This window comes from Microbispora sp. NPDC046973 (genome assembly GCF_040644495.1).
Classification (GTDB): Bacteria; Actinomycetota; Actinomycetes; order Streptosporangiales; family Streptosporangiaceae; genus Microbispora.
Genome location: NZ_JBEYWQ010000016.1, coordinates 60218 through 86456, shown reverse-complemented (window position 1 = coordinate 86456; position 26239 = coordinate 60218). Strand labels below are relative to the sequence as shown.

At 71.8% G+C, this 26239-nt stretch carries 31 protein-coding genes; 16 read left to right on the top strand and 15 right to left on the bottom strand.

Features of this window, described 5'->3' with window-relative positions:
* Window positions 1-1395 (bottom strand): cysteine--tRNA ligase, encoded by a 1395-nt coding sequence (gene cysS, locus ABZ860_RS26850; RefSeq protein WP_357225079.1) that lies wholly within the window; start codon window positions 1393-1395, stop codon window positions 1-3.
* Window positions 1396-1720: 325 nt separating this feature from the next.
* Here cysS and ABZ860_RS26845 point away from each other — a divergent pair, with 325 nt between their 5' ends.
* A complete protein-coding gene (locus ABZ860_RS26845; protein ID WP_357225077.1) occupies window positions 1721-3235 on the top strand; it encodes a DUF2637 domain-containing protein in 1515 nt (504 codons plus the stop codon).
* A 335-nt stretch (window positions 3236-3570) separates the two neighbouring features.
* On the opposite strand, the gene ABZ860_RS26840 is transcribed toward ABZ860_RS26845, so the two are convergent.
* From ABZ860_RS26840 to ABZ860_RS26830, 3 genes are all read right to left on the bottom strand, one after another.
* Window positions 3571-3840: a GlsB/YeaQ/YmgE family stress response membrane protein gene (locus ABZ860_RS26840; protein WP_193207552.1), complete on the bottom strand. Its 270-nt coding sequence runs from the start codon at window positions 3838-3840 to the stop codon at window positions 3571-3573.
* 192 nt (window positions 3841-4032) lie between these two features.
* Window positions 4033-4491 (bottom strand): 2-C-methyl-D-erythritol 2,4-cyclodiphosphate synthase, encoded by a 459-nt coding sequence (gene ispF / locus ABZ860_RS26835; protein ID WP_357225074.1) that lies wholly within the window; start codon window positions 4489-4491, stop codon window positions 4033-4035.
* Window positions 4492-4508: 17 nt separating this feature from the next.
* Window positions 4509-4991: a CarD family transcriptional regulator gene (locus ABZ860_RS26830; protein ID WP_030510364.1), complete on the bottom strand. Its 483-nt coding sequence runs from the start codon at window positions 4989-4991 to the stop codon at window positions 4509-4511.
* A gap of 257 nt (window positions 4992-5248) precedes the next feature.
* Between ABZ860_RS26830 and ABZ860_RS26825 the strand changes: the two genes are divergently transcribed.
* The gene (locus ABZ860_RS26825; protein ID WP_357225071.1) at window positions 5249-5905 is read left to right on the top strand and encodes a copper chaperone PCu(A)C; all 657 of its coding nucleotides are present in this window, start codon (window positions 5249-5251) and stop codon (window positions 5903-5905) included.
* A 92-nt stretch (window positions 5906-5997) separates the two neighbouring features.
* Here ABZ860_RS26825 and ABZ860_RS26820 read toward each other — a convergent pair whose 3' ends face one another.
* Both ABZ860_RS26820 and ABZ860_RS26815 read right to left on the bottom strand, forming a co-directional pair.
* Complete coding sequence (locus tag ABZ860_RS26820; RefSeq protein WP_357225070.1) at window positions 5998-6687, bottom strand: response regulator transcription factor; 690 nt, start codon at window positions 6685-6687, stop codon at window positions 5998-6000.
* Window positions 6684-7793: an ATP-binding protein gene (locus ABZ860_RS26815; RefSeq protein WP_357225301.1), complete on the bottom strand. Its 1110-nt coding sequence runs from the start codon at window positions 7791-7793 to the stop codon at window positions 6684-6686. The genes ABZ860_RS26820 and ABZ860_RS26815 overlap by 4 nt, the downstream gene beginning before the upstream one ends.
* Before the next feature lie 185 nt (window positions 7794-7978).
* On the opposite strand from ABZ860_RS26815, the gene phoU reads away from it, so the two are divergent.
* The gene (phoU, locus tag ABZ860_RS26810; RefSeq protein ID WP_357225069.1) at window positions 7979-8638 is read left to right on the top strand and encodes a phosphate signaling complex protein PhoU; all 660 of its coding nucleotides are present in this window, start codon (window positions 7979-7981) and stop codon (window positions 8636-8638) included.
* 139 nt (window positions 8639-8777) lie between these two features.
* Window positions 8778-10208, top strand: coding sequence for a hypothetical protein (locus ABZ860_RS26805; protein ID WP_357225067.1), 1431 nt, complete (start codon window positions 8778-8780; stop codon window positions 10206-10208).
* Between the two features lie 46 nt (window positions 10209-10254).
* Here the strand turns inward: ABZ860_RS26805 and ABZ860_RS26800 are convergent, their stop codons facing one another.
* Genes ABZ860_RS26800 through mshA form a run of 3 tightly spaced genes read right to left on the bottom strand, consistent with a single transcriptional unit; the run spans window position 10255 to window position 12817 of the window.
* Window positions 10255-10998 (bottom strand): phosphoglyceromutase, encoded by a 744-nt coding sequence (locus ABZ860_RS26800; RefSeq protein ID WP_357225065.1) that lies wholly within the window; start codon window positions 10996-10998, stop codon window positions 10255-10257.
* 39 nt (window positions 10999-11037) lie between these two features.
* Window positions 11038-11523, bottom strand: a complete 486-nt coding sequence (locus ABZ860_RS26795) for a YbjN domain-containing protein (RefSeq protein ID WP_357225064.1) — start codon at window positions 11521-11523, stop codon at window positions 11038-11040.
* A gap of 10 nt (window positions 11524-11533) precedes the next feature.
* On the bottom strand, window positions 11534-12817 hold the full coding sequence (mshA, locus tag ABZ860_RS26790; RefSeq protein WP_357225061.1) for a D-inositol-3-phosphate glycosyltransferase: 1284 nt from the start codon (window positions 12815-12817) through the stop codon (window positions 11534-11536).
* A gap of 157 nt (window positions 12818-12974) precedes the next feature.
* On the opposite strand from mshA, the gene ABZ860_RS26785 reads away from it, so the two are divergent.
* Genes ABZ860_RS26785 through ABZ860_RS26775 form a run of 3 tightly spaced genes read left to right on the top strand, consistent with a single transcriptional unit; the run spans window position 12975 to window position 15101 of the window.
* Window positions 12975-13724 carry an SDR family NAD(P)-dependent oxidoreductase gene (locus tag ABZ860_RS26785; RefSeq protein WP_357225299.1) on the top strand — a complete coding sequence of 250 codons (750 nt, stop codon included), beginning with the start codon at window positions 12975-12977 and terminating at the stop codon, window positions 13722-13724.
* A gap of 10 nt (window positions 13725-13734) precedes the next feature.
* Complete coding sequence (locus ABZ860_RS26780) at window positions 13735-14544, top strand: class I SAM-dependent methyltransferase (protein ID WP_357225060.1); 810 nt, start codon at window positions 13735-13737, stop codon at window positions 14542-14544.
* A 29-nt stretch (window positions 14545-14573) separates the two neighbouring features.
* Window positions 14574-15101: a GNAT family N-acetyltransferase gene (locus tag ABZ860_RS26775; protein ID WP_357225057.1), complete on the top strand. Its 528-nt coding sequence runs from the start codon at window positions 14574-14576 to the stop codon at window positions 15099-15101.
* A gap of 17 nt (window positions 15102-15118) precedes the next feature.
* Here ABZ860_RS26775 and ABZ860_RS26770 read toward each other — a convergent pair whose 3' ends face one another.
* The gene (locus ABZ860_RS26770; RefSeq protein WP_357225055.1) at window positions 15119-15637 is read right to left on the bottom strand and encodes an O-acetyl-ADP-ribose deacetylase; all 519 of its coding nucleotides are present in this window, start codon (window positions 15635-15637) and stop codon (window positions 15119-15121) included.
* A 51-nt stretch (window positions 15638-15688) separates the two neighbouring features.
* Here ABZ860_RS26770 and ABZ860_RS26765 point away from each other — a divergent pair, with 51 nt between their 5' ends.
* From ABZ860_RS26765 to ABZ860_RS26745, 5 genes are all read left to right on the top strand, one after another.
* On the top strand, window positions 15689-16045 hold the full coding sequence (locus ABZ860_RS26765) for a BlaI/MecI/CopY family transcriptional regulator (protein WP_357225052.1): 357 nt from the start codon (window positions 15689-15691) through the stop codon (window positions 16043-16045).
* Window positions 16042-16956: a M56 family metallopeptidase gene (locus ABZ860_RS26760; RefSeq protein WP_357225050.1), complete on the top strand. Its 915-nt coding sequence runs from the start codon at window positions 16042-16044 to the stop codon at window positions 16954-16956. Before ABZ860_RS26765 ends, ABZ860_RS26760 begins: the two co-directional genes overlap by 4 nt.
* An 84-nt stretch (window positions 16957-17040) precedes the next feature.
* Window positions 17041-17475 (top strand): helix-turn-helix transcriptional regulator, encoded by a 435-nt coding sequence (locus ABZ860_RS26755; protein ID WP_204052224.1) that lies wholly within the window; start codon window positions 17041-17043, stop codon window positions 17473-17475.
* Window positions 17476-17478: 3 nt separating this feature from the next.
* A complete protein-coding gene (locus ABZ860_RS26750; RefSeq protein WP_357225047.1) occupies window positions 17479-17838 on the top strand; it encodes a hypothetical protein in 360 nt (119 codons plus the stop codon).
* Between the two features lie 177 nt (window positions 17839-18015).
* A complete protein-coding gene (locus tag ABZ860_RS26745) occupies window positions 18016-18366 on the top strand; it encodes a DUF2516 family protein (RefSeq protein WP_357225045.1) in 351 nt (116 codons plus the stop codon).
* 21 nt (window positions 18367-18387) lie between these two features.
* Here ABZ860_RS26745 and ABZ860_RS26740 read toward each other — a convergent pair whose 3' ends face one another.
* Together ABZ860_RS26740 and ABZ860_RS26735 are read right to left on the bottom strand one after the other, a co-directional pair.
* Window positions 18388-19359: a magnesium transporter CorA family protein gene (locus tag ABZ860_RS26740; protein WP_357225043.1), complete on the bottom strand. Its 972-nt coding sequence runs from the start codon at window positions 19357-19359 to the stop codon at window positions 18388-18390.
* Between the two features lie 110 nt (window positions 19360-19469).
* Window positions 19470-19886, bottom strand: coding sequence for a VOC family protein (locus ABZ860_RS26735; protein ID WP_357225041.1), 417 nt, complete (start codon window positions 19884-19886; stop codon window positions 19470-19472).
* Between the two features lie 111 nt (window positions 19887-19997).
* On the opposite strand from ABZ860_RS26735, the gene ABZ860_RS26730 reads away from it, so the two are divergent.
* On the top strand, window positions 19998-21602 hold the full coding sequence (locus tag ABZ860_RS26730; protein WP_357225040.1) for a DUF2207 domain-containing protein: 1605 nt from the start codon (window positions 19998-20000) through the stop codon (window positions 21600-21602).
* A gap of 4 nt (window positions 21603-21606) precedes the next feature.
* On the opposite strand, the gene ABZ860_RS26725 is transcribed toward ABZ860_RS26730, so the two are convergent.
* Window positions 21607-22212, bottom strand: a complete 606-nt coding sequence (locus ABZ860_RS26725) for a CGNR zinc finger domain-containing protein (protein WP_357225037.1) — start codon at window positions 22210-22212, stop codon at window positions 21607-21609.
* 85 nt (window positions 22213-22297) lie between these two features.
* Here ABZ860_RS26725 and ABZ860_RS26720 point away from each other — a divergent pair, with 85 nt between their 5' ends.
* Window positions 22298-23179 (top strand): alpha/beta hydrolase, encoded by an 882-nt coding sequence (locus tag ABZ860_RS26720; RefSeq protein ID WP_357225035.1) that lies wholly within the window; start codon window positions 22298-22300, stop codon window positions 23177-23179.
* Between the two features lie 11 nt (window positions 23180-23190).
* Here the strand turns inward: ABZ860_RS26720 and ABZ860_RS26715 are convergent, their stop codons facing one another.
* On the bottom strand, window positions 23191-24132 hold the full coding sequence (locus ABZ860_RS26715; RefSeq protein ID WP_357225032.1) for an asparaginase: 942 nt from the start codon (window positions 24130-24132) through the stop codon (window positions 23191-23193).
* A gap of 47 nt (window positions 24133-24179) precedes the next feature.
* On the opposite strand from ABZ860_RS26715, the gene dtd reads away from it, so the two are divergent.
* The gene (gene dtd / locus ABZ860_RS26710; protein ID WP_079316195.1) at window positions 24180-24605 is read left to right on the top strand and encodes a D-aminoacyl-tRNA deacylase; all 426 of its coding nucleotides are present in this window, start codon (window positions 24180-24182) and stop codon (window positions 24603-24605) included.
* Between the two features lie 35 nt (window positions 24606-24640).
* Window positions 24641-25159 carry a VanZ family protein gene (locus ABZ860_RS26705; protein ID WP_357225031.1) on the top strand — a complete coding sequence of 173 codons (519 nt, stop codon included), beginning with the start codon at window positions 24641-24643 and terminating at the stop codon, window positions 25157-25159.
* 7 nt (window positions 25160-25166) lie between these two features.
* Here ABZ860_RS26705 and ABZ860_RS26700 read toward each other — a convergent pair whose 3' ends face one another.
* Complete coding sequence (locus tag ABZ860_RS26700; RefSeq protein WP_357225028.1) at window positions 25167-26234, bottom strand: folate-binding protein; 1068 nt, start codon at window positions 26232-26234, stop codon at window positions 25167-25169.
* Between the last annotated feature and the right edge of the window lie 5 nt (window positions 26235-26239).

The window sequence follows — 26239 nt, the reverse complement described above, 5'->3', positions numbered from 1 at the left end:
CTACTGTGCCAGCTCCCACCGAGGGCCCTGCGGGGTGTCCTCCACCACGATCCCGGCCGCCGCGAGCTGGTCGCGGATCGCGTCGGCCGCCGCGTAGTCCTTGCGGGCACGCGCGGCCTGCCGCTGCTCCAGCGCCACGGCCACGAGCGCGTCCACGACCTCCCGGAGCCCCGAGTCGCCGGTCGTGCGCCACTGCTCCGACCTGGGGTCGAGGCCGAGCACGTCGAGCATGTTCTGCGTCTCGGCGAGGAGCCGGGCGACCTGCTCCTTGTTGCCCTGCGCCAGCGCGACGTTGCCCTCGCGGACGACCTCGTGGATCACGGCGAGCGCCTGCGAGACGTTCAGGTCGTCGTCCATGGCGTCCACGAACGCCTGGGGCAGCGGCGCGGCGGCGTCCACGTCGTGGATCACCTCGGCGGCCCGCGTGACGAACCCCTCGATCCGGCGGTATCCGGCCGCCGCCTCCTGGAGCGCCTCGTCGGAGTAGTCGATCGCCGAGCGGTAGTGCGCCGCCACCAGGTAGTAGCGGAGCTCGACCGCGCGCACCTTGCGGAGCATGTCGGGGATCAGCAGCGAGTTGCCGAGCGACTTGCTCATCTTCTCGCCGCCGAGCTTGAGCATGCCGTTGTGCAGCCAGTAGCGCGCGAAGCCGTCGCCCGCCGCCTGCGACTGGGCGATCTCGTTCTCGTGGTGCGGGAAGATCAGGTCGACGCCGCCGCCGTGGATGTCGAAGGTGCCACCGAGGTACTTGGTCGCCATGGCCGAGCACTCCAGGTGCCAGCCGGGACGGCCCCGTCCCCACGGCGTCGGCCAGGTGGGCTCTCCGGGCTTGGCGCCCTTCCACAGCGCGAAGTCGCGCGGGTCGCGCTTGAGCGAGTCGGTGTCGGTGTCGGCGGCCGCCCGCATGTTCTCCAGCTTCTGGTTGGAGAGCTTGCCGTACCGGTCGGCGTAGGACACCACGTCGAAGTAGACGTCGCCGCCCGACGCGTACGCGTGCCCCTTGTCGATCAGCCGCCGCATCAGCTCGATCATCTCCGGCACGTGGCCCATCGCGCGGGGCTCGACGGTCGGCGGCAGGCAGCCGAGCTGGTCGTACGCCCAGGTGAAGGCGCGCTGGTTGCGCTCGGACACGACGAACCAGGGCACACCCTCCTGCGCCGAGACCCTGATGATCTTGTCGTCGAGATCGGTGACGTTGCGGCAGAAGGTCACGTCGTAGCCCTGCCGCATCAGCCATCGGCGGAGAACGTCGAAGTTCACGCCAGACCTGATGTGCCCGATGTGCGGCGGAGCCTGAACGGTCGCACCACACAGATACATCGAGACCCGGCCGGGCTCGACCGGTACGAATTCACGGACCGTACGCGTGCTGGTGTCGTAGAGGTGCAGGCTCACGAAGGCAAGGCTAACGCCTGACGGCATGGCACAGGGCTACTTGAGCGCCTGTGAACGGCATGGTGTGGTCGATCATGGAAACTTGCGACACATAAGTCCCGATATAACCTGAAACAAAACCCGTAACGATCTGTACGGCAGGCGGCGCCGGCTTCCTCTGCCCAGGGAAGGGCCCCTCGGACACGCAGCGTCGCCGGGCCGCCCGGGCGCGACACCCGGCCGGAACGCACCGGAGGTTCCCGGCGCAGTCCTCCGTTCCGACACGAAACGGGTGATCACGCAGGTGTGATCGATCGTCACTCCGATTCTGTAGGCTCGAAACGCCATGGACGTGACTCCCCCCGGCGCGGCAGGCACGGCCTCCCGCCCGTCCCGAAACACCCCCTCCGGAATCCCGCTGGTGCTGCGCCGCCTGGCCCTCGGCCTCGCGGGCGCCGCCCTCGCGGTGCTCGCGGGGGTCGCCTGCGCGCTGTCCTTCGACGACCTGCGGGCTCTGGCCGTCTCCGGGCGCGCCGAGCCGCGGCTCGCCTACCTGTATCCCGCGGCGTTCGACGTACTGCTGGTCGTCGCCCTGGTCAGCGTGCCGCTGCTGCGGGGCGCGCGTTTCCTGGTCCGGTTACAGGCGGGCTTCGTCCTGCTCCTGCTCCTGGCGTCGGCCGCCGCCGCGAACGCCGCGACGGCCGTGGGCGTCTCCTTCGACCCCGACGCCTCCGCTCTCGTCGTGGCGTTGTCGCCCTGGGTGATGCTCGCCATCGGGCTGTGGCTGCTGCTGCTCCTGCTGAAGCACGTGCGCACCAATCGGGCCGACCTGGACGGCGACGACGACTCCGACGACGACCTGGTGCCCTTCGACGGCGCACGCGAGCCCCGGACCGCCGTCACCGCCCCCTATCCGATGGCCGTGCGGGAGCGCCCCGCGCCCGCGCACGCCGTCACCGAGGAGCACGGCGCGCCGCCCCTGCAGCCGGTTCCCGAGGCCGTGGCGCCCCCCGGCTACGTCCCGCCGCTGCCGGTCAGCCCGGTCTCCGAGACCGTCGCACCGCCCGAGTACGCACCGCCGCTTCCCGTCACCCCTCCGCATGCCGAGGACGAGGCAGGACCCCACGCCGTCACCCCCGACACCGACGAGGACGGCGAACGGCTGCCGCCCGAGGCGATCCCGGAAACCGTCTACGGAACCACGTCCGAGGCCGGGCCCGGAGAGATGCCGGACCAGGAGCCGGACGAGCCCGAGGCCCTGCCGGTCGTGCCTCCGACGGCGGCGCCCCGCACCCCGCCCGTCACCGAGCAGGCCGAACCGGACGCCACAGAGCCGGACATCGCAGAGCCGGTCGTGACGGAGCCGGCCGCCGAGACGGCCGTGGATGAGCACGCCCACGACGCGCAGCCCGTCGCCGCCGAGACGGCGGCCCGGCCCGCCCCGGAGGTGTCTGCTCCCGGCGAGACGGGTGACCGCCCGACGGCGCAGCCCCGCCGCAACCGTCCCGTGCGCTGGGGCGACCTCGTGCGACCGCACACCGGCGACGTCCTCGTGCACCCCCGCCCCAAACCGGAAGAGCCCGCCGACGCCGAGCCGGAGCGGCCCGAGGACGAGTCGGGCGTCGACACCCAGCCACTCCGCCAGATCAGGGACGTGCCGGATCCCGCCCACGCGCCGGACTGCGCCGACCCGGGCGAGCAGGACGGAAGGCGCGAGCCGTACGTCGCGGAAGGCGGCCATCAGGGCGCGCCGGAAGCCGGGGACACCGAGGATGGCGCCGAGGAGAGGCCCGAGGAGGGGACTGTCCCGATGGCGCCTCCGTCAGGCCGGATGCGCAGCACGCCCCGCCCGCCCGCCTGACAGCGCCCGCGAAGGCCGACCCCGGAGGGCCTCCGCGAAGACCGACCGCGGACGCCGAGCGAAGAGCAACCGGCCCGTGCGCCCCACAGCGGTGCCCGCACCCCGTGGCGGCACGGGCCGTCTCCCGCGGCCGCCTCCGCAACCTCGGTCAGCCCGTGGGCCGGCCATTCCTCGCACCCACGGCCAGGCTCGCGCCTCCCGGCAGCTCGTTCGCCGGCCGAGGAGGCGGCCCGATGCACCGGGGTCGAACAGCGCGCAGGCCCGCCCGGCTGGGGAGCCGGACGGGCCTGCGCGCTATGGGGTGAGGGCGGGGGCCGCCCCACCGAGCGAGTGCCTTACACCCGCGACCCTCGCTTGATGCCGGCGACGATGCCGACACCCACGACGGCCAGTACGACCTGCATGACCAGTTCGATCCAGTCGATGCCATCCGTCGTGGCAACACCCATGACCTGGGCGATCGCGGTACCGATGAGCGCCGCGACGATGCCGACGACGATCGTCAGCAGCCAGCCGATCGGCTGCCGGCCCGGCAGGAACAGGCGGCCCAGAGCGCCGATGACCGCACCGATGACGATGGCGCCGAGAATGGACTCGATTGTCATATCGACCTCCCGATGAGGGTGACCCTTTCATCCTCGGACTGTCGGATACCCCACGGAACGGAAATATGCGTCCCATGAAAGAAAAAAGAGGGCGGCGGCTCGATTCCGCGCCTTGGTTCGAGCCGCCGCCCACGCGTAAGTGAGACGCTCCGGGTCTCATTCAGGTTGGCATGTCCGATTGGAACGGGACATTCACGTCGGCAGGATCAGGGCGGTCGCGATGGCCGCCACGCCCTCGCCGCGGCCGGTGAGCCCCAGGCCGTCGGTCGTGGTCGCGCTGACGCTCACCGGCGCTCCGGCGGCGGCCCCGAGGGCTTTCTCCGCCTCCGCGCGGCGAGGTGCGACCTTCGGGCGGTTCCCGATGATCTGGACGGCCAGGTTGCCGATCTCGAACCCGGCCTCCCGGACCTGGCGGGCCGCCTCCTCCAGGAGGGTCACCCCCGCGGCGCCCGCCCAGCGGGGATCGGAGGTGCCGAAGAGCGCACCCACGTCTCCGAGCCCGGCGGCCGACAGCAGCGCGTCGCAGCAGGCGTGCGCCGCCGCGTCACCGTCGGAGTGACCGGCCAGCCCGGTCTCGCCCGGCCAGAACAGTCCGGCGAGGTGGAGCTCCCTACCGGATGCGAAAGGGTGGACGTCGACTCCGACGCCCACCCTTGGCGATGTGATGTTCAGGAGTTGAGCACCTCGTCGAGCAGGGCCTCCGCCTTGTCCTCGTTGGTCTTCTCGGCCAGCGCGAGCTCGCTGACGAGGATCTGGCGCGCCTTGGCGAGCATGCGCTTCTCACCGGCGGACAGGCCGCGCTCCTTGTCGCGCCGCCACAGGTCGCGCACCACCTCGGCCACCTTGTTGACGTCCCCCGACGCCAGCTTCTCAAGGTTGGCCTTGTAGCGGCGGGACCAGTTGGTGGGCTCCTCCGTGTGCGGCATGCGCAGCACGTCGAACACCCGCTCGAGTCCCTCTTGGCCGACGACGTCGCGCACACCGACGAGCTCGGCATTTTCCGCTGGTACCTGTACGGTCAGGTCGCCCTTGTCGACCTTCAGCACCAGGTAGGTCTTTTCCTCACCCTTGATGGTTCGGGTCGTGATGGCCTCGATCCGAGCAGCCCCATGGTGGGGGTAGACGACAGTGTCGCCGACCTGGAAAGTCATGTGACGAGTACCCCTTCCGCTGTACTCCAGGGTACCACGCGGTTACCGCCTCCCGGAACAGTGAAAGGAACATAACTGCAGGTCAAAGCCTCGTTTTGGGGCTTGACAAGCCACTCACTCTGTGAATCGGCATATGGGACATACCAGGTGACCTGCACTGCTGCGGCCTATCGACCGGGAGCCGACGCCGGACCGGTGACCGGCGCGGATAAGGTGATTGCTGCCCATACACGTGCGTACCAAGGAGACCTCGAACCGTGACCAGCAGCCGTCGCAGGGCGATCGCCATTGCCGCGCTCCTCGCCGCCGCCATCCCTGCACTGGCCGCGTGTGGCGCCGGTTTCGACGCCAACACCAACGTGCCGTACGCCCCGAACGAGGCGGGTGTCCTCTACGACGGCGACGGCCCCGGCAAGGCCTACGGCAAGAACGGCGTCATGATCCCGCAGGCGTTCGTCCTCGGGCCGGAATCCGGTCAGCAGCTCGCCGCCGGGGCGTCGGCGCCGCTCTACCTGACTCTCCTGAACAGCACGGGGACCGCGGACCAGCTCACCGGCATCGTCCCCGAGGAGCAGAAGGCCACCTCGGTCAAGGTGCAGAGCCCCATCGACCTCCAGCCGGGCACGCTCGCCAAGACACCCGGGGTCACGGTCGAGGGCCTGAAGACGGCGCTGCGCGGCGGCGAGAGCATCAAGCTCACGCTCCAGTTCAAGAACGCCGGCGACGTCGCGCTCACCGTGCCGGTCGTCGCCCGCAGCCGCGAGTTCGCGACGCTGCCGCCCGCGCCGACGGCCGCGCCCACGGCCTCGACGGCCTCGCCGCTCGCCACCGGGAGCCCGGCGCCGTCGGACACCGCCTCCCCGGAGACCACCGGGGCCACCACCTCCGAGTCGCCCGCCGCGAACGCCGGCTGACGGCCGTGTAGACGCGAAGGAGCCCCTGTCCGGCCGGACAGGGGCTCCTCTCATGCGACGGGGTCGCGCGAGCCGTATGAGCCCGTACGGACTCAGTCGTCGGCGGGGTCGAACTTGTAGCCGAGACCGCGCACCGTGAGGATGCAGCGGGGGTTGGACGGGTCGGCCTCGACCTTGGCCCGCAGCCGCTTCACGTGCACGTCGAGCGTCTTGGTGTCGCCCACGTAGTCGGCGCCCCAGACCCGGTCGATCAGCTGGCCGCGGGTCAGCACCCGCCCGGCGTTGCGCAGCAGCACCTCGAGCAGCTCGAACTCCTTCAGCGGCAGCTGCACCTGCTGGCCGCGCACGGCCACGATGTGCCGGTCGACGTCCATGCGGACCGGCCCCCCGGTCAGGACGGCCGACTCCACCTCCTCGACGTCGCCCTGCCTGCGCAGCACCGCGCGGATGCGCGCCACCAGCTCCCGGGACGAGAACGGTTTGGTCACGTAGTCGTCGGCGCCCAGCTCGAGGCCGACCACCTTGTCGATCTCGCTGTCCTTCGCGGTCAGCATGATCACCGGCACCTTCGAACGCTGCCTGAGCGAGCGGCACACCTCGGTTCCGGGCAGGCCCGGGAGCATCAGGTCGAGCAGGACGAGGTCGGCGCCGTTGCGGTCGAACACGTCCAGCGCGTCGGGGCCGGTGGCCGCCACCGCGACCTCGTACCCCTCTTTCCTCAGCATGTACGACAAGGCGTCCGAGAACGACTCCTCGTCCTCGACGACGAGTACCCGAGTCACTTAGCGGCCTCCTGGGGGATGGTCGTGCTTGGTACGGGGACCGCCTGACCGCCGAACGCGGGAAGGCGAAGAGTGAAGGTCGAACCGGAGCCCTCTTTGCTCCACACCGCGACCTCGCCGCCGTGGGCGACGGCCACGTGTTTGACTATCGCGAGGCCGAGCCCGGTGCCACCGGTGGCGCGCGACCTGGCCGCGTCGACGCGGAAGAACCGCTCGAAGATGCGCTCCTGGGCGCTTTCCGGAATGCCGATGCCCTGATCGCTCACGCTCACCTCGACGGCGTTCCCGGCCGGCCTGGCGCTGATCACGACGCGGGTGTGCTCGGGGCTGTAGGCGACGGCGTTGTCGATGAGGTTGCGCAGCGCGGTGACGAGAAGCTCCTCGTCTCCCCAGACCTTCAGGCCCTCGGTGCCGCCCGCGACGAGCGTGATGTCCTTCGCCGAGGCCTTCGTGTTGCACCGGTCGATGGCCTCGTGCACGGTCTCGTCCACGGGCACCTGGGCGGGCGCCGGGATGGGCTCGCCGCCCTGGATCCGCGACAGCGTGATCAGGTCCTGCACCAGGTAGGTCAGGCGGGCGGCCTCGTGCTGCATCCGGCCGGCGAACCGCTTCACGGCCTCGGGGTCGTCGGCCGCGTCCTGGATCGTCTCGGCGAGCAGGCTCAGCGCGCCGACCGGCGTCTTGAGCTCGTGACTGACGTTCGCGACGAAGTCCCTGCGCACCGCCTCGACCCGCTGCCGCTCGGTCTGGTCCTCGGCGAGCACGAGCACCTGTCCGTGGGAGCCGAGCGGAGCCACCCGCACCGCGAACGACGTGGACTCCTGCCCGAACTTGCGGCCGGCGGTCTCTATCTCGCTCTCGCGGATCTCGCCGTCCCTGCGGACCTTCCTGGCCAGCGCGAGCAGTTCGGCGGCCATCAGGGACTCCCCGCGTACGAGGCCGAAGGCGCGCGCGGCCGAACTGGCGCGCAGCACCCGGTCCTCTCGGTCGAGGACGACCGCCGAGGAGGGCAGCACGGCGAGCACCGACGCCACCCCCGGAGGCAGGCCGTCGTCCACCGGTTCCGGCGTGCGGGGCTTGTCCGCCTGCCGTCGGATCGCGAGCATGACGAAGGAGCCGAGGACAAATCCGCCCATCGCCGCCAGGCTCGCCAGCAACTCGTTCACATTCAGCAGCCTAGGCGGCATTTCTCGTTCTTCCACCTGTCCGACCTGGCACGACAGCCCTGTTTCCGGAAAAGTTCATCCGGCGGTCGGGATTCGTTCATCGGCGCGCGCGTAGCGTGGCGGCCATGCGCGACGCCTATCACGAAGAGCTTGCGGCCCTGACCGACCGCCTGGTGGAGATGACCCGCCTGGTGCGGTCGGCCATGTCGAGGGGGACGACCGCCCTGCTCGACGCCGACCTGCAGCTGGCGGAGAGCGTCATCTCCCAGGACGCCGAGGTCGACCGGCTGCACCAGGAACTCGAGGCCTCGATCTTCGAGCTGATGGCCACGCAGCAGCCGGTGGCGGTCGATCTGCGTACCGTCATCACCGCCCTGCGGATGGCCGCCGACCTGGAGCGCATGGGCGACCTGGCCGAGCACATCGCGAAGCTCGCCCGGATGCGCCATCCCGAGTCCGCCATCCCGGCCGAGCTGCGCGACACGTTCGTCGAGATGGGCGCCATCGCCGAGAACCTGATCACCAAGGCGGGCAGCTGCATCGCCTCCCGCGACATCGACCTCGCCAAGGAGCTGGAGGAGGACGACGACGCGATGGACCGCCGTCACCGCCGGCTGTTCCGCGTCCTGCTCTCCAAGGACTGGGAGCACGGGATCGAGGCCGCCATCGACATCACTCTGGCCGGCCGCTACTACGAGCGGTACGCCGACCACGCCGTACGCGTCGCCCGCGACGTGGTGTACCTCGTCACGGGTACGCGCGACACGGACGCCCTCGCCGGCTGACGCTGCGGCGAACGGGGGCGCGAAAGCCCCGGTCCTCGGGGGGCCGGGGCTTTCCGCGTCGCTCGGGGCGCCGACGGGCCCCTCACACATTTGCGAACTGCGGGTCGTTTGTCGCACGTGCCGAATAGTCTTCGCTCTCGTGCCGAGACGATCATGGGCGCTCTGGGCGGCGGCGACGCTGACCGCAGTCGCTCCTGCCCTCTTCTTCTGGGTCATATGGACCTTGACCGGCGACTACGGCAGCCGGAGCTACCTGTCGATGTCCCAGGGCTCCTGCCTCGGGTGGGACATCTACGACCAGGTCTCTCCATGGGCCTATCCCGTCAAGGCCTTTCCCCTCTTCTCGTACGACGGTGCACCGCTGATCGTCCTGGGCTTCGCGGGCTGGTGGCTGAGCCTGCGAAGTGGGCGGATCGGACTGGGCAGGATCATCGGCCGGTGCGTGGCCGTCGTCCTGCTCGTCCTCAACCTCCCCGACTTCCTGCTTCCCACGCTGGACGCGGCGCTCGGCCCCGCGTGCACGCAGATCTGGGGGCCGCCCGAGCTGTTGTCCCAGCAGTTCGCGTGGAGGCTCTACGACTGCCTTCCGCCGATCCTCGTCCTGCTCGCCGTACGCGCTCCCCGGCGCGCGTTCGTGCGGCGGGGCCCGGTCGTCCGTACGGCGGCGGGCGTCCTGACGGTGACCGCGGGCGTCCTCCTCCCGGCGGCGTCGGCCCCGCCCGGGAAGGTGAGCGCGGAGTGGGAACTCGGTTGTCCCGGATTCGGCGACGACACGGTCACGAGGCTGAGCGCGACGGAGAGGGACTTCCTCTGCGCGGTCCGCGGTCACGATCACCGGTACAGCTCGGGCCTTGAGAGGTGGGACGGGGTCTCCGACCGGGATGTCCTCGGCCAGGGGCGCCACCTGTGCGCGTTGGCGACCCGGCACGGGGGCGACACCGGCGCTCGGGCCGTTCGAGAGGCCCCGCAGGCGTCCCTGGCGATCGTGCTGCCGAGTCTGTGCCCGGCCGTGGCCCGCGCGCGGCAGGCGGAGGAAGATCAGTGGCAGGCGGAGTCGGACGCGTACGTCGCCCGGGAGGAGCGCGCCTGCGCGGCGCATCCCCGGCACCGGCCGAAGATCAGGCCCGTACGGCAGCGCCGGGCCACCTTGTGGACCGAGTTCTGGACCATCGAAGGCTGGGAGGACGGCTACGAGGGCAATCCCCCTGACCTGGTGAAGGACCTGGTGGGAAGCGGCCAGGGCGCGCTGGCGATCTGGGCCGCCGATGAGGCCGGTTCCGCCTGCGTGACCGTCGAGTCCTACACCCGGCGTCCGCCGCTGGAGGTCAGAGGCTGGGAGGAGGTGGTCGAGGTGGGGTACGAGAGCCCGACCGGGTCCCTGCAACTGGGCGGCGGGGAAGGGCCGACGCTGAAGGGGCTCACCGTACGCGGCGCGGGTTCGTACCGCGTGAGAGTCCACCTGCGCGGCCGCAAGCTCGTCTACCAGGTGGCCTATCCCCCGGACGGCGCCGTCGAACTCCTGGTCCAGGTGTTCCCCGGCAGGGCGAAGAAGCCGGTCGTCTACAAGTAGGCCGCACCCCTGGTGAGGGGCGCGGCCTTGGCGGGAGACGTGGAGGTTACTTCTTGCCCTGGTTGGCGACGGCCTCGATGGCGGCCTTGGCGGCCTCGGGGTCGAGGTACTCGCCCTTGCCGACCGGGCGGAAGTCGGCGTCCAGCTCGTAGCGCAACGGGATGCCGGTGGGGATGTTCAGGCCCGCGATGTCGGCGTCGCTGATGCCCTCCAGGTGCTTGACCAGCGCGCGCAGCGAGTTGCCGTGCGCCACCACCAGCACGTCGCGGCCGGCCGCGAGGTCCGGCACGATGTCGTCGTACCAGTACGGCAGCATGCGCCCCACGACGTCCTTGAGGCACTCGGTGCGCGGCACCAGCTCCGAGGGCAGCTGGGAGTAGCGGCCGTCACCGAGCTGGGAGTACTCGTCGTCGTCGGCGATCGGCGGCGGCGGCACGTCATAGGACCGGCGCCACAGCATGAACTGCTCGTCACCGAACTCCGCGCGGGTCTGGGCCTTGTCCTTGCCCTGGAGCGCGCCGTAGTGGCGCTCGTTCAGCCGCCAGGAGCGCTTGACCGGGAGCCACAGCAGGTCGGCCGCCTCAAGCGCGATGTTGGCGGTCTTGATGGCCCGGGTGAGCACCGAGGTGTGCACCACGTCGGGCCGGATGCCGGCCTCCAGGAGCAGCTGACCGCCGCGCCGCGCCTCCTCCTCGCCGGTCGGCGAGAGTGTGACGTCCACCCAGCCGGTGAACAGGCCTTTGACATTCCATTCGCTCTCGCCGTGCCGCAGCAGCACCAAAGTCGCCATGCGGCCAATCCTATCGGCGTGCGGCGGACGTCCCGTTGGTCAGGACTCGACCACCCGGGCGAAGGCCCTGAGGTTGGCCAGCGACTCGCCGCGCTTGACCCGCCACTCCCACTCGCGCCTGATGGACGTCGCGAAGCCCAGCTCGAGTGCGCGGTCGAACGACTCGTCCGAGTAGGTGAGAACGCAGCCGAGGACCCGGTCGATCTCCTCCTCGGTCACCGCGTCCAGCGGCAGCCGGCCGACCAGGTGCACGTCGCCCGTGTCGTCGACGGCGAAGTGGACGCCGTACATCGAGCCGTTCTTGTGGAGCAGCCAGCGGTAGAACTCGGCGTGGTTCTCGTCGGGCTGCCGGCAGAAGAACGCCTCGATGTTGAGCGCCTGGTCGCCGATGACGAGCCAGGTCAGCGTGGCGAGCTTGTGCTGGCCCGGCAGCTTGACCAGGAACGCGCCCGGCTTCGGCCGTTCGTAGGACAGCTCGGCGGACTCCAGCGCCGACGCGATGACGGCTTCCAGATCCGGTCTCATACGCCCCACCTTATGAGTTGACCGCGATGGGGGTCCGGTGGAGCTGGGCCATGGCGCCGGTGTACACGTCGGCCAGCCGGGCGGCGGTCGCCGACCAGCCGAAGGCCCTGGCGTGCGGCACGGCGCCCGCGGCCAGCTCGGCGAGCCGGTCCGGGCGCCGGGCCAGCACCGCCAGCTCGCGCGCCCAGTCGTGCGGATCGTGTCCCGCCACCAGCACGCCGGACACGCCGTCCTTGACGGCCGTGCGCAGGCCGCCGACCGCCGCCGCGACGACCGGCGTGCCGCACGCCTGCGACTCCAGCGCGACCAGCCCGAACGACTCGTTGTAGGAGGGCACCACGGTCACGTCGGCGGCCCGATACCAGTCGGCGAGCTCCGGCTGCGGCGCGGGCGGCGCGAGCCGTACGACGTCGGCGATGCCGAGTTCGGCCGCGAGGTCGCTGAGCAGGGAGGGATGGGCGAGGCCGTTGCCGCTGGGCCCGCCCACGCAGGCCACGACGAGCCGCGACCGCAGCGAGGGGTCCTCCACGAGCATCCGGGCGGCGGCCCTGAGCAGCACGTCGGGGGCCTTGAGCGGCTGGATGCGGCCCACGAACAGCAGCACGTGGGCGTCCTGCGGCAGGCCGAGGCGGCGGCGCGCGGCGCCCTTGGACGCGGGCTGGAAGACGGCGAGGTTCACGCCGGGGTTGACGACCGCCACCCGCTCGCGGGGCGCGCCGTACAGGCTGATCAGCTCCTCGGCCTCGGCGGCGGTGTTGGCGACCAGGCGGTCGGCGACCTCCACGACCTGCTCCTCGCCGAGCACGCGCATCGCCGGCTCGGGCTTGTCGCCCTCGGCGAGCAGCGCGTTCTTCACCTTGGCCATGGTGTGCATGGTGTGCACGAGCGGCACGCCCCAGCGCTCCTTGGCCAGCCACCCCACCTGGCCCGACAGCCAGTAGTGCGAGTGGATGACGTCGTACCTGCCGGGGTCGTACATCGCCTCCGTGCGCAGCACGCCGGACAGGAAACCGCACAGTTGTCCCGGGAGATCGGCGCGGTCGAGCTCCTCGTACGGCCCGGCGGTCACGTGGCGCACGAGCACGCCCGGGCTCAGCTCGGTGACCGGAGGAAGGTCACGGGCGGTGCGGCGGGTGAAGATCTCCACCTCGATGCCCAGCGCCGCGAGGCGTTTGGCGACCTCGAGGATGTAGACGTTCATGCCGCCCGCGTCCCCGGTGCCCGGCTGGTCCAGCGGGGACGTGTGCACGCTGATGGTCGCGACGCGGTTGACCCGACGCCGTAACACCGACACCCGAACCACCTCCGAAGGCTTTATAACCACCAAAATCATCACTGGATTCCCCGACATCGGTGAGATCGGGGGGCCCTGAGAGGATGTCGCCTGCCGATCGAGGCAGGGTGGAAGGACGATGGCGGTGACGATGACCAATCCCGCGGGGACCGAGACCGTGGTCAAGACCGCGGTGGTGACCGGTGCGAGCAGCGGCATCGGCGAGGCGACGGCCCGCCGGCTCGCCGCGGAGGGGTACCGGGTCGTGGCGGCGGCGCGACGGCGGGACCGGCTCGACAAGCTCGCGGACGAGGTGCCCGGCCTGCGCCCGGTGACGCTGGACGTGACCGACCAGGCGTCGGTGGACGCGCTGGCCGCCTCGCTGGACCGCTGCGACGTCCTGGTGAACAACGCGGGCGGCGCTTTCGGGCTCGAGCCGGTGGCCGAGGGCCGGGTGGACGACTGGCAGCGGATGTACGACGTGAACGTGCTCGGGTCGCTGCGCATGACCAGGGCCCTGCTGCCGAAGCTCGTCGAGTCGGGGGACGGCGTGCTGGTGATGCTCACCTCGACTGCCGGGTTCGTGTCGTACGAGGGGGGCGGCGGCTACTGCGCGGCCAAGCACGCGCAGACCTCGATGACCGAGACCCTCCGCCTGGAGCTGTGCGGCGACCCGGTGCGGGTCGTCGAGATCGCGCCGGGCATGGTGATGACCGACGAGTTCGCCGTGACCCGCTTCCGCGGCGACGCCGAGCGGGCCGCCAAGGTGTACGAGGGCGTCCCCGACCCGCTGAGCGCGGACGACGTCGCCGACGTGATCGCCTTCGCCGTGACCCGCCCGTCGCACGTGAACATCGACAGGCTGGTCGTCCGGCCGCGGGCGCAGGCCGCCCAGCACAAGGTGCACCGGGTGGCGCCGGGGACATGAGCGCAGGGTCATGAGGCCGGTCCGGCCCGTCGGGACGGTCACGCGCGGGACCACCGGGCACAACCGGCTGCGCCGCTGCGACCGCTGGATCGCCGCCGTGTACGGCCCGCTGCTGCGCTCGGCCCGCGCGGGGACCGCGCCGCTGGTGGTGGACCTCGGCTACGGCGCGTCGCACACCACGACGACCGAGCTGTTCACCCGGCTGCGCCGGGTCTGCCGCACGGTCGAGGTGGTGGGCGTGGAGATCGCCCCCGAGCGGGTCGCGGCGGCCAAGCCGTACGAGCGGGAGGGGCTGTCGTTCGTCAGGGGCGGCTTCGAGCTGCCGGTCCCCCGCCCGCCGATGATCGTGCGCGCGTTCAACGTGCTGCGGCAGTACGGCGAGGCCGAGGCGTGGGAGCACTGGGACCGGCTGCGGGCCAGGCTGCACCCCTCGGGCGTGCTCGTCGAGGGCACCTGCTCGGAGGTCGGCCATCGGGCGACCTGGGTGGCGCTCGGCGCCGAGGGGCCGCGCACGCTCACCTTCGCGGCCCGGTTCACCGGGTTCGAACGGCCTTCCGACCTGGCCGAGCGCCTGCCGAAGACGCTGATCCACCGCAACGTCCCGGGCGAGCGCGTCCACGCGTTCCTGACGGACTGGGACCGCGCCTGGGCGACCTGCGCCTCCTTCGGCGCGTACGGCGCCCGGCAGCGCTGGATCAGGACGGCCGAGCTGCTGGCGCGGGACTGGCCGGTGGAGGCGACCCCGCCCACCGGCGGCCCCGGCCGCTGGCGGCTCGGCGAGCTCACCCTGCCCTGGAGCAGCGTCTCCCCCCGCGGTTGACGGACGGGGCGGTTGGTAACGTCCCGCCCATGCGTTTCGTCGTCGACCCGGAGATGACCCCCGAGCTCTTCGAGGAGCTCCTGAGCTGCTGGGCGGAGGTGACCAACGCGGGCGGTGCGGTGGGTTTCGTGCCTCCCGTGACGCCGGACGACATCAGGCCGACGGCGGACAGGGCGTTCGCCCGCACCCGCGCGGCCGCCGGGCCGCAGGCCCCCGACAGCCTCCTGGTCGGGTTCGGCGACGACGGCGCCGTAGGCGCCTGGCTCATCCTGGGCGACAACGGCTCGGGCCTGCGGGCGCACTGGCGGTGGCTGCTGCGGGTCATGGTGCACCCCAAGCACCAGGGCAAGGGGTACGGCAGGGCGCTGCTGCTCGCCGCCGACGACGCCGCCAGGTCGCTCGGCCTGGAGGCGTTACAGCTCACCTGCCGCGGCGGCACCGGGGTCGACCGCTTCTACGCGAGCGTGGGCTACCGGGAGGTCGGCCGGGTGCCCCGCTCGATCCGGGTGACCCCCGGTGACGACCGCGACGAGATCTACATGCTCAAGTGGCTGTGAAAGTTTTGGCCCAATGCTTATCCGATGTCCCGTAGGGCCGATTCGAAGACCGCATAGGCTGCGGTGGTGAAGAGCACGAAACGCACCTCTTCGACGACGGTCGGGGCGGCCTGCCGTACCGCGGCGATCGCGATGCGGGCGGCGTCCTCGACCGGCCACCGGTAGATCCCCGTGGAGATCGCGGGGAACGCCACCGTGCCGGCGCCCAGCGCGTCGGCGACGACGAGCGACTCCCGATAGCAGGAGGCGAGCAAGTGGGATCGGTCCTCGCTCCGCGAGTACACGGGCCCGACCGTGTGGATCACCCATCGCGCGGGCAGGCGCCCCGCGGTGGTCGCGACCGCCTGCCCGGTCGGCAGTCCCCTCCCGTACCGGGAGGCGCGCAGCGCCCGGCACTCCTCGAGGATCTCCGGGCCGCCGCGCCGGTGGACGGCGCCGTCCACCCCTCCGCCGCCCATGAGCGACGAGTTGGCCGCGTTGACGATCGCGTCCACCCGCTGCTCGGTGATGTCTCCTTCGACCAGAACGATTTTCATGCCTCCCACCTCTCTACGGGACGTAGTACTACCCCAGGTAGGCTGAAAGACGTGAAGGGACTGGGAGAGCTCGAACGCAGCATCATGGACATCCTCTGGGCGGAGAACACCCCGCTCACCGCGCGCGAGGTGGGACGCCTCATCGAGGACCGCGACCTCGCGCCGACGACCGTGATGACCGTGCTCGACCGGCTTTCCCGCAAGGGCTTCCTCACCCGCACCCGCGACGGCCGCGCCTGGCGCTATCAGCCCGCCGCGAGCCGTGACGCGTACGTCGCCGAGCTGATGCTCGAGGCCCTGGACCTGACCGGCGACCGCGACGCGGCGCTGACCCGCTTCGCCCGCGCCGTCTCCGGGTCCGAGGCCGAGATCCTGCTGAAAGCCCTCACGGAGCTGGAGGAAGAGTGATCGCGGCGGCGGTCTTAGCGGCGCTCGCGACGATCTGCGCGGTGGCCGCGTGGCGGCTGACGTTCGCGCGCTGGACTTGGCGCGCCCCGCGCACGGCGATCCTGCTGTGGCAGTCACTCGGGCTGACCTGGGGGCTCGCCTCCATCGGCGCCCTGCTCGCCTTCGCGCTCGACCCCTACCGCAAGGGCGTCGTGCACGGGCTCGCGGAGTTCCTGCTGAGCGTGGAGTTCGGCGTGCGCCAGCCGTACGACTACCTGCGGCTGGCCGCGCTGGTCGCCGGCCTGTCGCTGCTCGCGGTGCTGGTGGCCCTGCCCCTCGCGGCCGGGGCGCAGACGCTGCGTGCCCGCCGGCGGCACCGGCTCCTGCTCGCGCTGGTCGCCAGGGACGAGCCGGCCGTGCCCGGCGTGCGGGTGGTCGACTTCCCCGGGGCCGCCGCCTACTGCCTGCCGGGGCTCAAGTCGCAGGTCGTCATCAGCGACGGGACGCTGCACCTGCTGTCGTCCGCGGAGCTGGAGGCCGTGCTGGCGCACGAGGCCGCCCACGTGCGCGAGCGCCACGACCTGGTGCTGCTGCCGTTCGCCGCGCTGCGCCGCGCGCTGCCGTGGTCGAAGCTGGTCCGCGACGCGCAGGCGTCGGTCGAGCTGCTGGTCGAGATGGCCGCCGACGACCGTGCCAGGCAGCGGTGCTGCCCCCGCAGGCTGGCCACCGCCCTGCTGCGCTTCGGCACCTCGGCCGCGCTGCCCACGCCGCAGGGCGCGCTCGGCGTGTCCGCGCCGTCCAGCGTGATGGCCAGGGTCGACCGGCTCGTACGGCCCGAGGTCGCGCTTCCGGTCGCCCACCGTTTCCTGATCCTGGCCGGATCGGTCGTGCTCGCCACCAGCGCCCCGCTGCTGTGGCTGCTTCCCGGCTGAACCGTTTGCTTGCCGAACCATGGGTGCTAGCTGGAATTGTCCACCGAGTTTGCAATTGCAAGCAGTGCGAGGCAGACTGGGGGTATGGAACTGCCCAAGGTCGCCTCGCTCGGTGAGTACATCCGCCAGCAGCGGCAGCAGGCGAAGATCTCGCTTCGTCAGCTCGCCGCGCAGGCCGGGGTGTCCAACCCTTACCTGAGCCAGGTCGAACGGGGCCTGCGCAAGCCGAGCGCGGAGATCCTGAACCAGATCGCGAAGGGTCTGCACATCTCCGCCCAGGCGCTCTACGTCCAGGCCGGTCTCATCGAGGACCGCGAGCCGCACAGCGACGTGCTGGCCGCGATCCGGGCCGACGTCACACTCACCGGGCGGCAACGCCAGGTGCTGATCGACATCTACGAGTCGTTCCGTAAGGAGAACCGGGCCGACACCGCCCAGCCGCCGCAATCGGCTGAGCATCTCGGGGACGACCCGGTTCTCCCACGCGACGGCATTACACCGGATTCGAAGGAAGGATAGCTCATGACCATCACGACCCAGGCCAAGAAGATCACGGAGTCCAAGCCGTTCTACGCGCTCACGGGCGCCGGCGACTACGCCGTGGAGAAGGCCCGCGCCTACGCCTCCACCGTGCAGGACAAGGCGGAGGTCGTCGCGCGCGAGCTGCCGGAGAAGGCGAAGGGCTACGCCGACGCCGCCGCCGCCCGGTTCAACCGGCTGTACGACGACCTGGCCAGCCGTGGCCGCAAGGTCGTCAGCCGGGTGAGCGGCGAGGCCGCGCTGGAGCTGACGGAGGTCTCGGAGACCGCCGAGCCGGCGATCGCCGCCGAGACCACCTCCAAGCGGACCGGTCGCGCCCGCGCCACCACGGCCCAGGGCTGATCCGCGGCCCACGCGAACACACGGCTGCGGCCCGCCTTCCCTCAGGGGAGGCGGGCCGCCGCCGTTTCGCGGACGTCCGCGGCTGCCGGTCGGGAAGTTCGCGGGGACCGGCCCTCGGCGCCCGCGCCACGTGTCGGCGCCGCCCACTAGTCTGGGGGCGTCAGCGACTGTCACCGTGTGGGAGAGTCCATGTTCGGGCTGTACGGCATCCTCGACATCATCTTCTGGCTGCTTTCCGTCGGGGCCTTCGTGTTGTCCGGCTGGGCGCTGGTGCACGCCCTGCGGATCCCCGCACGCGCCTTCCCCGCGGCCGGCAAGCAGACCAAGCGGCTCTGGCTGATCATCCTCGGCCTCGCGACGCTGTTCACCTTCGCCGCCGCGATCAACTACCTGGGCATGGGCATGGGGCTGCCCAACATCTTCACGATCGCCGCCGTCATCGCGGCGGGCATCTACCTCGCCGATGTGAAGCCCGCGGTCAACGACTATCGGGGCGGCGGCAACCAGGGGCCGTACGGGCCGTGGTGAAAGGCCGGTGAGGCGCCCGGGTCAGAGCCAGTCGCGGGCCCGGAACACTCGGTAGAGCGCGGCCGAGGCGACGACGATCAGCGCGGTGGACGTCCAGAAGCCCGACGAGTGCCCGAAGCCGGGGAACGGGATGTTCTGGCCGTAGAAGCCGGTGATCAGGGTGGGCACCGCGATGATCGCGGCCCAGCTCGTCACCCGCTTCATGATGAGGTTCATCCGGTTGCCCTGCATGGTCAGGTGCGTCTCGCGGATGTTGCTGACAAGGTCGCGCAGCGACTCGGTCCACTCCGTGGCCCGCAGCACCTGGTCGTACACGTCCTGGAAGTACGGCGTCATCTCGCCGTCGCCGCTCAGGCCGTTGCGGCGCAGGAGCGTGTTCACGGCCTCCCGCATGGGCATCACGATCCGGCGCAGCGTCACCAGGCTCTTGCGCAGCTCGAACGTGCGCCGCTGGTCCTCGGGGCCGACCGGCCGGTCGCCGAACACCGTCCCCTCGAGGTCCTCGACCTGCTCGTCCATGGCCTCGACGGTCTCGAAGTGGCTGTCCACCACGTAGTCGAGCAGGCCGTGCAGCAGGAACGCGACGCCGTACCGGGCCAGGGCCGCCCCCTCGTCCCAGCGCCGGACCACCTCGTCGATGGAGAAGTCGTCCGACTGGCGTACGGTGACCAGCGCGTTCTTGGTGATGAAGGCGGCGGCGGGGGCGATCCGCACCTGGCCGGACCCGCTGTCGAAGGCCGCCGCGTAGACGCTGAGGAACATGTGGCTGTCGTAGACGTCGAGCTTGGGCCGCTGCCGGTGCTGGAGCGCGTCCTCCACGGCCAGGGCGTGCAGCCCCAGCTCCTCGCTGATGGCGTGGAGGTCCTCCTCGGTGGGGGCGCACATGTCGAACCACACCACCGCCGACGGGTCCTTGACGTGCTCGGAGACGTCGGCGACCGGAAAGCCTTCGGCCTCAAGGGTCCCGTTCCGGTACAACCGGGTGTGTCCCATGGACGGTTACCCTACCCATCCGATGCGGCCCGCCGAAGGGGGCGCCCTCCTGGTCACGCAGGAGGACACCCCCGTCTCGCACGGCACCGGCCACCGGCGGCGCCGCCGCGTCAGCCCTTGCCGAGCTGCTGGAAGCGGATCATGTTGCCCGCCGGGTCGCGGAAGGCGCAGTCGCGGACGCCGTACGGCTGGTCGATCGGCTCCTGCAGGACCTCGGCGCCGGACTCGCGGATCTGCTCGAAGGTCGCGTCGCAGTCGGGGGTGGCGAAGACGACGGCGCGCAGCCGGCCCTTCGCGAGCAGGTCGCTCAGCGCCGCGCGGTCCTCCGGGGAGGCGGTCGGGTCGGCGTTGACGGTCTCGAGGACGATGTTGACGTCCGGCTGGGACGGCGGGCCCATGGTCAGCCAGCGGGCGCCCTCATACCCGACGTCGTTACGCAGCTCGAGGCCGAGCACGTCCCGATAGAAGGCGAGCGCCGCGTCGCCGTCGTCGACCGTGATGTAGCAGTAGTGAAGAGTGAGTTCCATGCCGACGACGTTACGGGCCGCGGTGTTCCCCGTGCTTCTCGATTCCTGACCGGTCCGCCGGCCCGCATCCGATCCCCAGTTGGAGCACCGGGACCGGTAGGGTTGCGGCTCATGGTGGATCTCGCGCGCCGGCTCGGACTGGCGGCACTGCTCGCCGTCCTCGCCGCCTCCCCCGCGCACGCCGTCACCGCGGCTTCCGCGCCTCCGGCGAAGGACGAGGTGACGATGGAGCTCCGCGAGAACGGGGTGCTCCACGTGAAGGAGACGGTCACCCCCGCCGGCGAGACGGTGCGGCGCACGCCGCTCACCCGGACCCGCTACGACGACGGCCACGACCGCGTCTACCGCATCTCCAACGTCAAGGGCGGCTCCTACGACGGGAAGACCCTGACGTTCAAGGGCACGGTGGAGTACGACGTGACCGGCGCCGTGACGCCCACGGCGTCGGGCGAGGAACTGCGCTGGTTCGCGGTGTCGGGCCCCGTGCAGGACGCGGTCGTCACCGTGACCGGCCCGGGCCGGGTGCAGAACCTGTCCTGCTTCGCCGGTGAGCTGAGCGCGGCCATCGCCTGCACGAGTGCCTCGGCCGAGGAGACCGGCACCACCTCCACCTTCGAACAGCAGGGCCTCGGGGAGGGCCAGACGCTCACGGTCGTCGTCGGCTATCCGAAGGGCGCGACGGGGGCCCGGCCGATCCTGGAGCGCAGGTTCGAGCTGTCCAACGCGTTCACGCTGAACGCGGTGACCGGCGGCTCCCTGGCGGCGCTGCTGGTGCTCCTGCTGGGCGGCGTGGGGCTGCTCTACTGGACGCGGGGCCGCGACGCCCGCGTGGTCGGCAGCGAGTCTGGCCCGGTCAGCGGCCATCGCGGCGGGCACTTCACTCCTCCGGACGGCGTGCGTCCCGGGCAGATCGGCACGCTGTTCGACGAGCAGGCCGACGTGGTCGACGTGACCGCGACCATCGTGGACCTCGCCGTGCGCAACTTCCTGCGGATCGACGAGCAGCCGCGCCAGACCTACGACACCCCCGACTGGTGCCTGATCAAGCTGCCCGGCGCCCCGGTCGGCCACCTGCTGCCCTACGAGCGGGCCCTCTACGACGCGATCTTCGACGGCCGCGACCGGGTGCTGCTGTCGGAGCTGCACGGTTCGTTCGCCGCCCGCCTGTCCACGGTGCGCGACGCGTTGTATCAGGACGTCGTGACGCAGGGCTGGTTCGCCCGGCGGCCCGACTCCACCCGGTCGCGCTGGACGACCCTCGGCCTGGCCGTGGTCGTGCTCGGGGTGATCGCCACCGTCCTGCTCGCCTGGTTCACGACCTACGGCCTGCTCGGACTCGCCCTGATCATCGCCGGAGCCGCCCTGGCCTTCGGCGCCCAGTACATGCCGGCCAAGACGGCCAAGGGCGCCGCGGCCCTGGCGCACACGCTCGGCTTCCGGGAGTACCTCACCGGGGCGAGCGTCGACGACGTCCCCGCCGGCCAGCGCGTGGAACTGTTCTCCCGCTACCTGCCGTACGCGGTGATCTTCGACAGCGTGGACCGGTGGGCGCGGGTGGTCAGCGCGTTCGACGGCAACGGGCGGCAGACCGACCATCTGTACTGGTACCAGGGCCCCGCCGAGTGGGACCTGTCGAGGTTCGCCGACTCGATGCGGACGTTCGTCATGACCACCTCGGGGGCGATCTCGACCTCGCGCCAGTTTCGCTCCTTGTAACCCCCTAAGAGTCGGAGCCGACGGCGCGGTGACGCCGGTAGTGCCGGGCGACACGGGCCCGGTTGCCGCACCGCGCCGCCGAGCACCAGCGCCGGCGCGGATGGGCGGGCAGGAACAGCATCACGCAGTCGTCGGCGGCGCACTCCCGCACGGCCGTGACCGCAGGGTCGGTCAGCAGCTCCGCGACCGCCTCGGCGAGCACCGCCGCCAGCCGGGCGCCCGGCGGGCCGTCCCTGCGCGGCAGGGCGGTCACGGCCGCGCCGTCCCAGGCCAGCTCGCGGACGGCGGGTGCGGCACGCTGCGCCCTGTTGAGGCCGCGCAGCGCGTCCTCGGGCGGCCGCAGGCCCCGGCGCGCCTGGTCGATCGCGGCCGCCGCGTGCTCACGCACCTCCTGCACCGCGCTCACCGCGGCGGCGAGGTCGTCGTCCGCGAGCCGCGCCTCCCCGCCCTCCGGTAGCGCGCCGCCGAGCCGGTCGGCCTGCAGGCCCAGCCAGGTGCGCAGCCCCTCGGCGGTGGCGATCAGGTCGGCCGGGCCGTCCTGCGTGTGCGGCCGGGTGTTGACCAGGTCGAGGGCGAGCGGCTCCCCGGTGAAGGGGACCAGGTCACTCATGACGCTAATGCTATCTCCATCGGTTGACGCATTAGGTCGCCAGGGGCTAGAACTAATGCATCATTATCGCCAGGAGGCATTAGTCATGACGCTGATCACCGTTCCGCGCACGCTCCACCGGCACGTCGAGGTCGGGGACGTGCGGGTCTTCTACCGCGAGTCCGTGCCGGACGAGGGCGGCGACGACGCCCCCGTGATGCTGCTGCTGCATGGATTCCCGTCCGCGTCACACCAGTTCCGGCGGCTCATCGACGTGCTCGGATCCCGCTATCGGCTGATCGCGCCCGACTACCCCGGCTTCGGGCACACCGAGGCGCCCGCGGGCTTCACCTACAGCTTCGACAACCTCGCCGCCGTGATGGAGGGCTTCGTCGAACGGCTCGGGCTGACCCGGTTCGTCATGTACGTCTTCGACTTCGGCGCCCCGGTGGGATTCCGGCTGGCGACCCGGCACCCCGAGTGGATCGCCGGCCTCGTCGTGCAGAACGGCAACGCGTACGAGGAGGGCCTGTCGGACGGCGCCCGCGCCTTCATCGCGCTGCGTCCGGACGTCGAGGGCGACGAGGACAAGGTACGGGCGCTGCTGACGCTGGAGATGACCCGCGGCCAGTACGAGGGCGGCACGGCCGATCCCCGGCTGGTGGCCCCCGACGGATGGACCCTCGACCAGCACTTCCTCGACCTGCCGGGGCGCAAGGAGGCCCAGGTGGCGCTCGCCTTCGACTACCGGAGCAACGTGGCGCGCTACCCGCTGTGGCAGGCCTGGCTACGCGAGCACCGGCCGCCGACCCTGATCACGTGGGGCCGCGACGACATGTTCTTCCCCGAGCCGGGGGCCCGCGCCTACCTGCGCGACCTGCCCGACGCCGAACTGCACGTCCTCGACACCGGTCACTTCGCGCTGGAGGACCGGCTCCCCGAGATCGCGCCCCTGATCGCGGCGTTCCTCGACCGCGTGTGGGTGTGACCCGCAGCCGGTCAGGCGGGACGGACGCGGACCTCGCCGACCGGGACCCCGCCGCCGAACAGCGGGGCGGTGGCCAGCCCGGCCAGTTCGGGGGCGTCGATCCCGGCGGCGCGCAGGGCGGCGACGGTGACCGGCACGCGGGCCCGGCCGCCACCGTCCACGATCTTCACCGCCCCGGCCCGGCCCTCGGCATCGGCGAAGGCGTCGAACGCCTCCGCGCCCGACTTCACCAGCAGCCCGGGAACGGCCCGCATCAGCAGGTTCTCGGCCCGGGTCGTGCCGCTCGTCCACTCGGGGTGCGCGCGCATCGCGTCGGCGACGCGCCGCTCCGGCGTGCCGGCCGGGGCGAGCGTGAGGGTGCGGAAGGCGCGCGCCACCCCCGCAATCGAGACGAAGAACAGCGGCGCGCCGCAGCCGTCCACACCGGTGGCCGCGACCCTCTCGCCGGTGAGCTCCTCCACCGTGACGCGGATGGCCCGCTGCAGCGGGTGGCCGGGATGGCGGTAGTCGTCGACCGGCCAGCCGTTGACCACGCAGGTGGCGAGCATCGCCGCGTGCTTGCCCGAGCAGTTCATCAGGATCCGGCGGGCGTCGCCGTGCTCCCGCAGGACCCTGCGGCGCGCCTCCTCGTCGAGGGGCAGGTCCTCGGGGCAGCGCAGGAAGGTCTCGTCCAGCCCCGCGCCCGCGAGGATCTTCCGTACGCCGTCGATGTGGAAGGGCTCGCCGCTGTGGCTCGCGGCGGCGAGCGCGAGCAGTTCGTTCTCGAGCGGCAGGCCGGCCCGCACCATCGCGAGCGCCTGCAGGGGCTTCATGGCCGAGCGTGGCGACGCCAGGCTCGCGGTGTCCCCGCACACCATGACCGGGGCGCCGTCCGCCCCGATCACGTGCACGCGGGCGCGGTGCACCGACTCGACGAACCCCGACCGGACGACCTCGACGACCATCTCCGACATGACGGGCAGTCTATGAAGCCCCCCCGGGCGTGGCAGAATTCGGGGCCATGCGTGCGGTCGTACAGCGGGTCAGCTCCGCGTCCGTTGTGGTGGAGGGTCAGGTCGTCGGCGCCATCGACGAGCCCGGCCTGCTCGTGCTCGTGGGCGTCACCCACACCGACGGGCGAGCCGAGGCGGCCAGGCTCGCCGCCAAGCTGTGGGGACTGCGCATCCTGCACGGCGAGAAGTCCTGCTCCGACATCGGCGCGCCGCTGCTGGTGATCAGCCAGTTCACGCTGTACGGCGACGCGCGCAGGGGCCGCAGGCCCACCTGGCAAGCGGCCGCGCCCGGCCCGGTAGCCGAGCCCCTCGTGGAGGCCGTGGTGGCCGAGCTCCGGGCGCTCGGCGCACGGGTGGAGACGGGCGTCTTCGGCGCCGACATGAAGGTCACCCTCACCAACGACGGCCCGATCACCCTCGTCCTGGACGTCTGACCGGCGCGGTCTCCCCGGCCTGCCATCATGATCGGATGCGGGAGGCGTGGAGCACCTGGGGACATGTCGTCGTCGCGACCGTCTGCGCCGTTCCCGTGGCCGCTCTCGCCGTCCTGCTCCTCACCCGCCGCCGCGCCCGCCGAGGACATCCCACTCCCCTCCGCGCGTCCCTCGCGGACGTGGTCATGGTGGCCGGGACCGCACCCTGGATCTGGATGATCCTCACCCCGGGGACGGAGGACGGCGTGCACGTCGTCCCCCTGGTGGACCTGGCGGGCCAGGTCGCGCGCTTGTCACCGGGAGCGGCGGTCGTGCAGATCGGCGGCAACCTCCTGGTCTTCGCCGCGCTCGGCGCGATGCTCCCGGTCCGCTCCGCGCGCTTGGCCTCGCTTGCGGCGGTGGCCGCCGTCGCGGCCACCGCCTCGCTCGGCGTCGAACTCCTCCAGTACGGCCTGCGGCTCGGGCGGGTGAGCTCCGTGGACGACGTGATCCTCAACGCGGCGGGCGCCGTGCTCGCGGCCCTGTGCACCCGCAGGTGGTGGGTCCGCGGCTGAGAACCCGCTAGCGGATACGGCGGCGGAGGGCGGGGTCGATCGTCACGTTGCGCCCGGCGTCCGGCGGCACCACGACCTCCTGGCTCGCCGCCACACCGCCGGCCAGCAGGTCGATGTCCACCGGCACCGTACGCTTCACGACCGCGAGGGCGATCGGGCCCAGCTCGTAGTGGCGGGCCGACGAGCCCACGAAGCCGATCTGCCCGGGCTCGGCGGAGCCCTCCACGGCGGCCTCCGGCTCGGCCTCGACCGGCGTGCCGACGCCGAGGGTCACCGGGGCGCCGTGCGGGGGCAGCTCGTCCACGCTGCCGTCGAGGTGCAGGAAGACCAGGCGGCGGGGCGGGTGGCCGAGGTTGTGCACGCGGGCGACCGTCTCCTGTCCCCGGTAGCACCCCTTGGTCAGGTGCACGGCCACGTCGATCCAGCCGACCTCGTGGGGGATCGTCTTGTGGTCGGTCTCGAACCCGAGCCTGGGCACGTGCGCGGCGATGCGCAGCGCCTCGTAGGCCCACAGACCGGCGGGACGCAGGCCCAGCGCGTCCGGCAGGCCGCCCAGCCGCTCGCGCGGCACGAGCAGGTCGCCGCCGATCGCGACGGCTCCCTCCACGGTCACGCCGAGCCCGTCGGCGCTCTCGTCCGGAGCAGGCGGGGCGAGGGAGACCACCGCGTAGTCCGCGGTGACGTCGGCGACCTCGACACGCAGCATGAACCGCATCTTCTCCAGGAAGGCGACCAGCTCGGCCGAGGTGCCCGGCTCCACGTGGGCCCACACGGCCTCGCCGTCGTCCACGAGCGTGAGGTGGTGCTCGACGCGGCCCTGCGGGTCGAGCAGCAGCGCCTGGGTGGGCGTGCCCGGCCGGAGCGTGTCGAGCTTCTGCGAGCTGAGGCTGTTGAGCCAGCTCAGCCGGTCGGGCCCGGCGATCCGCACGACCTCGCGATTGCTCCGGTCGACCAGCGCCCGCCCGGCGGCCAACGCGCGCTGCTCGGCGTAGGGATCGCCGTAGTGGGCCGCGACCGTCTCGTCCGGCGCCTGCGCGGCCACCGCGCCGGGTGTGTCAAGCAAAGGGCTCCGCATGCGTT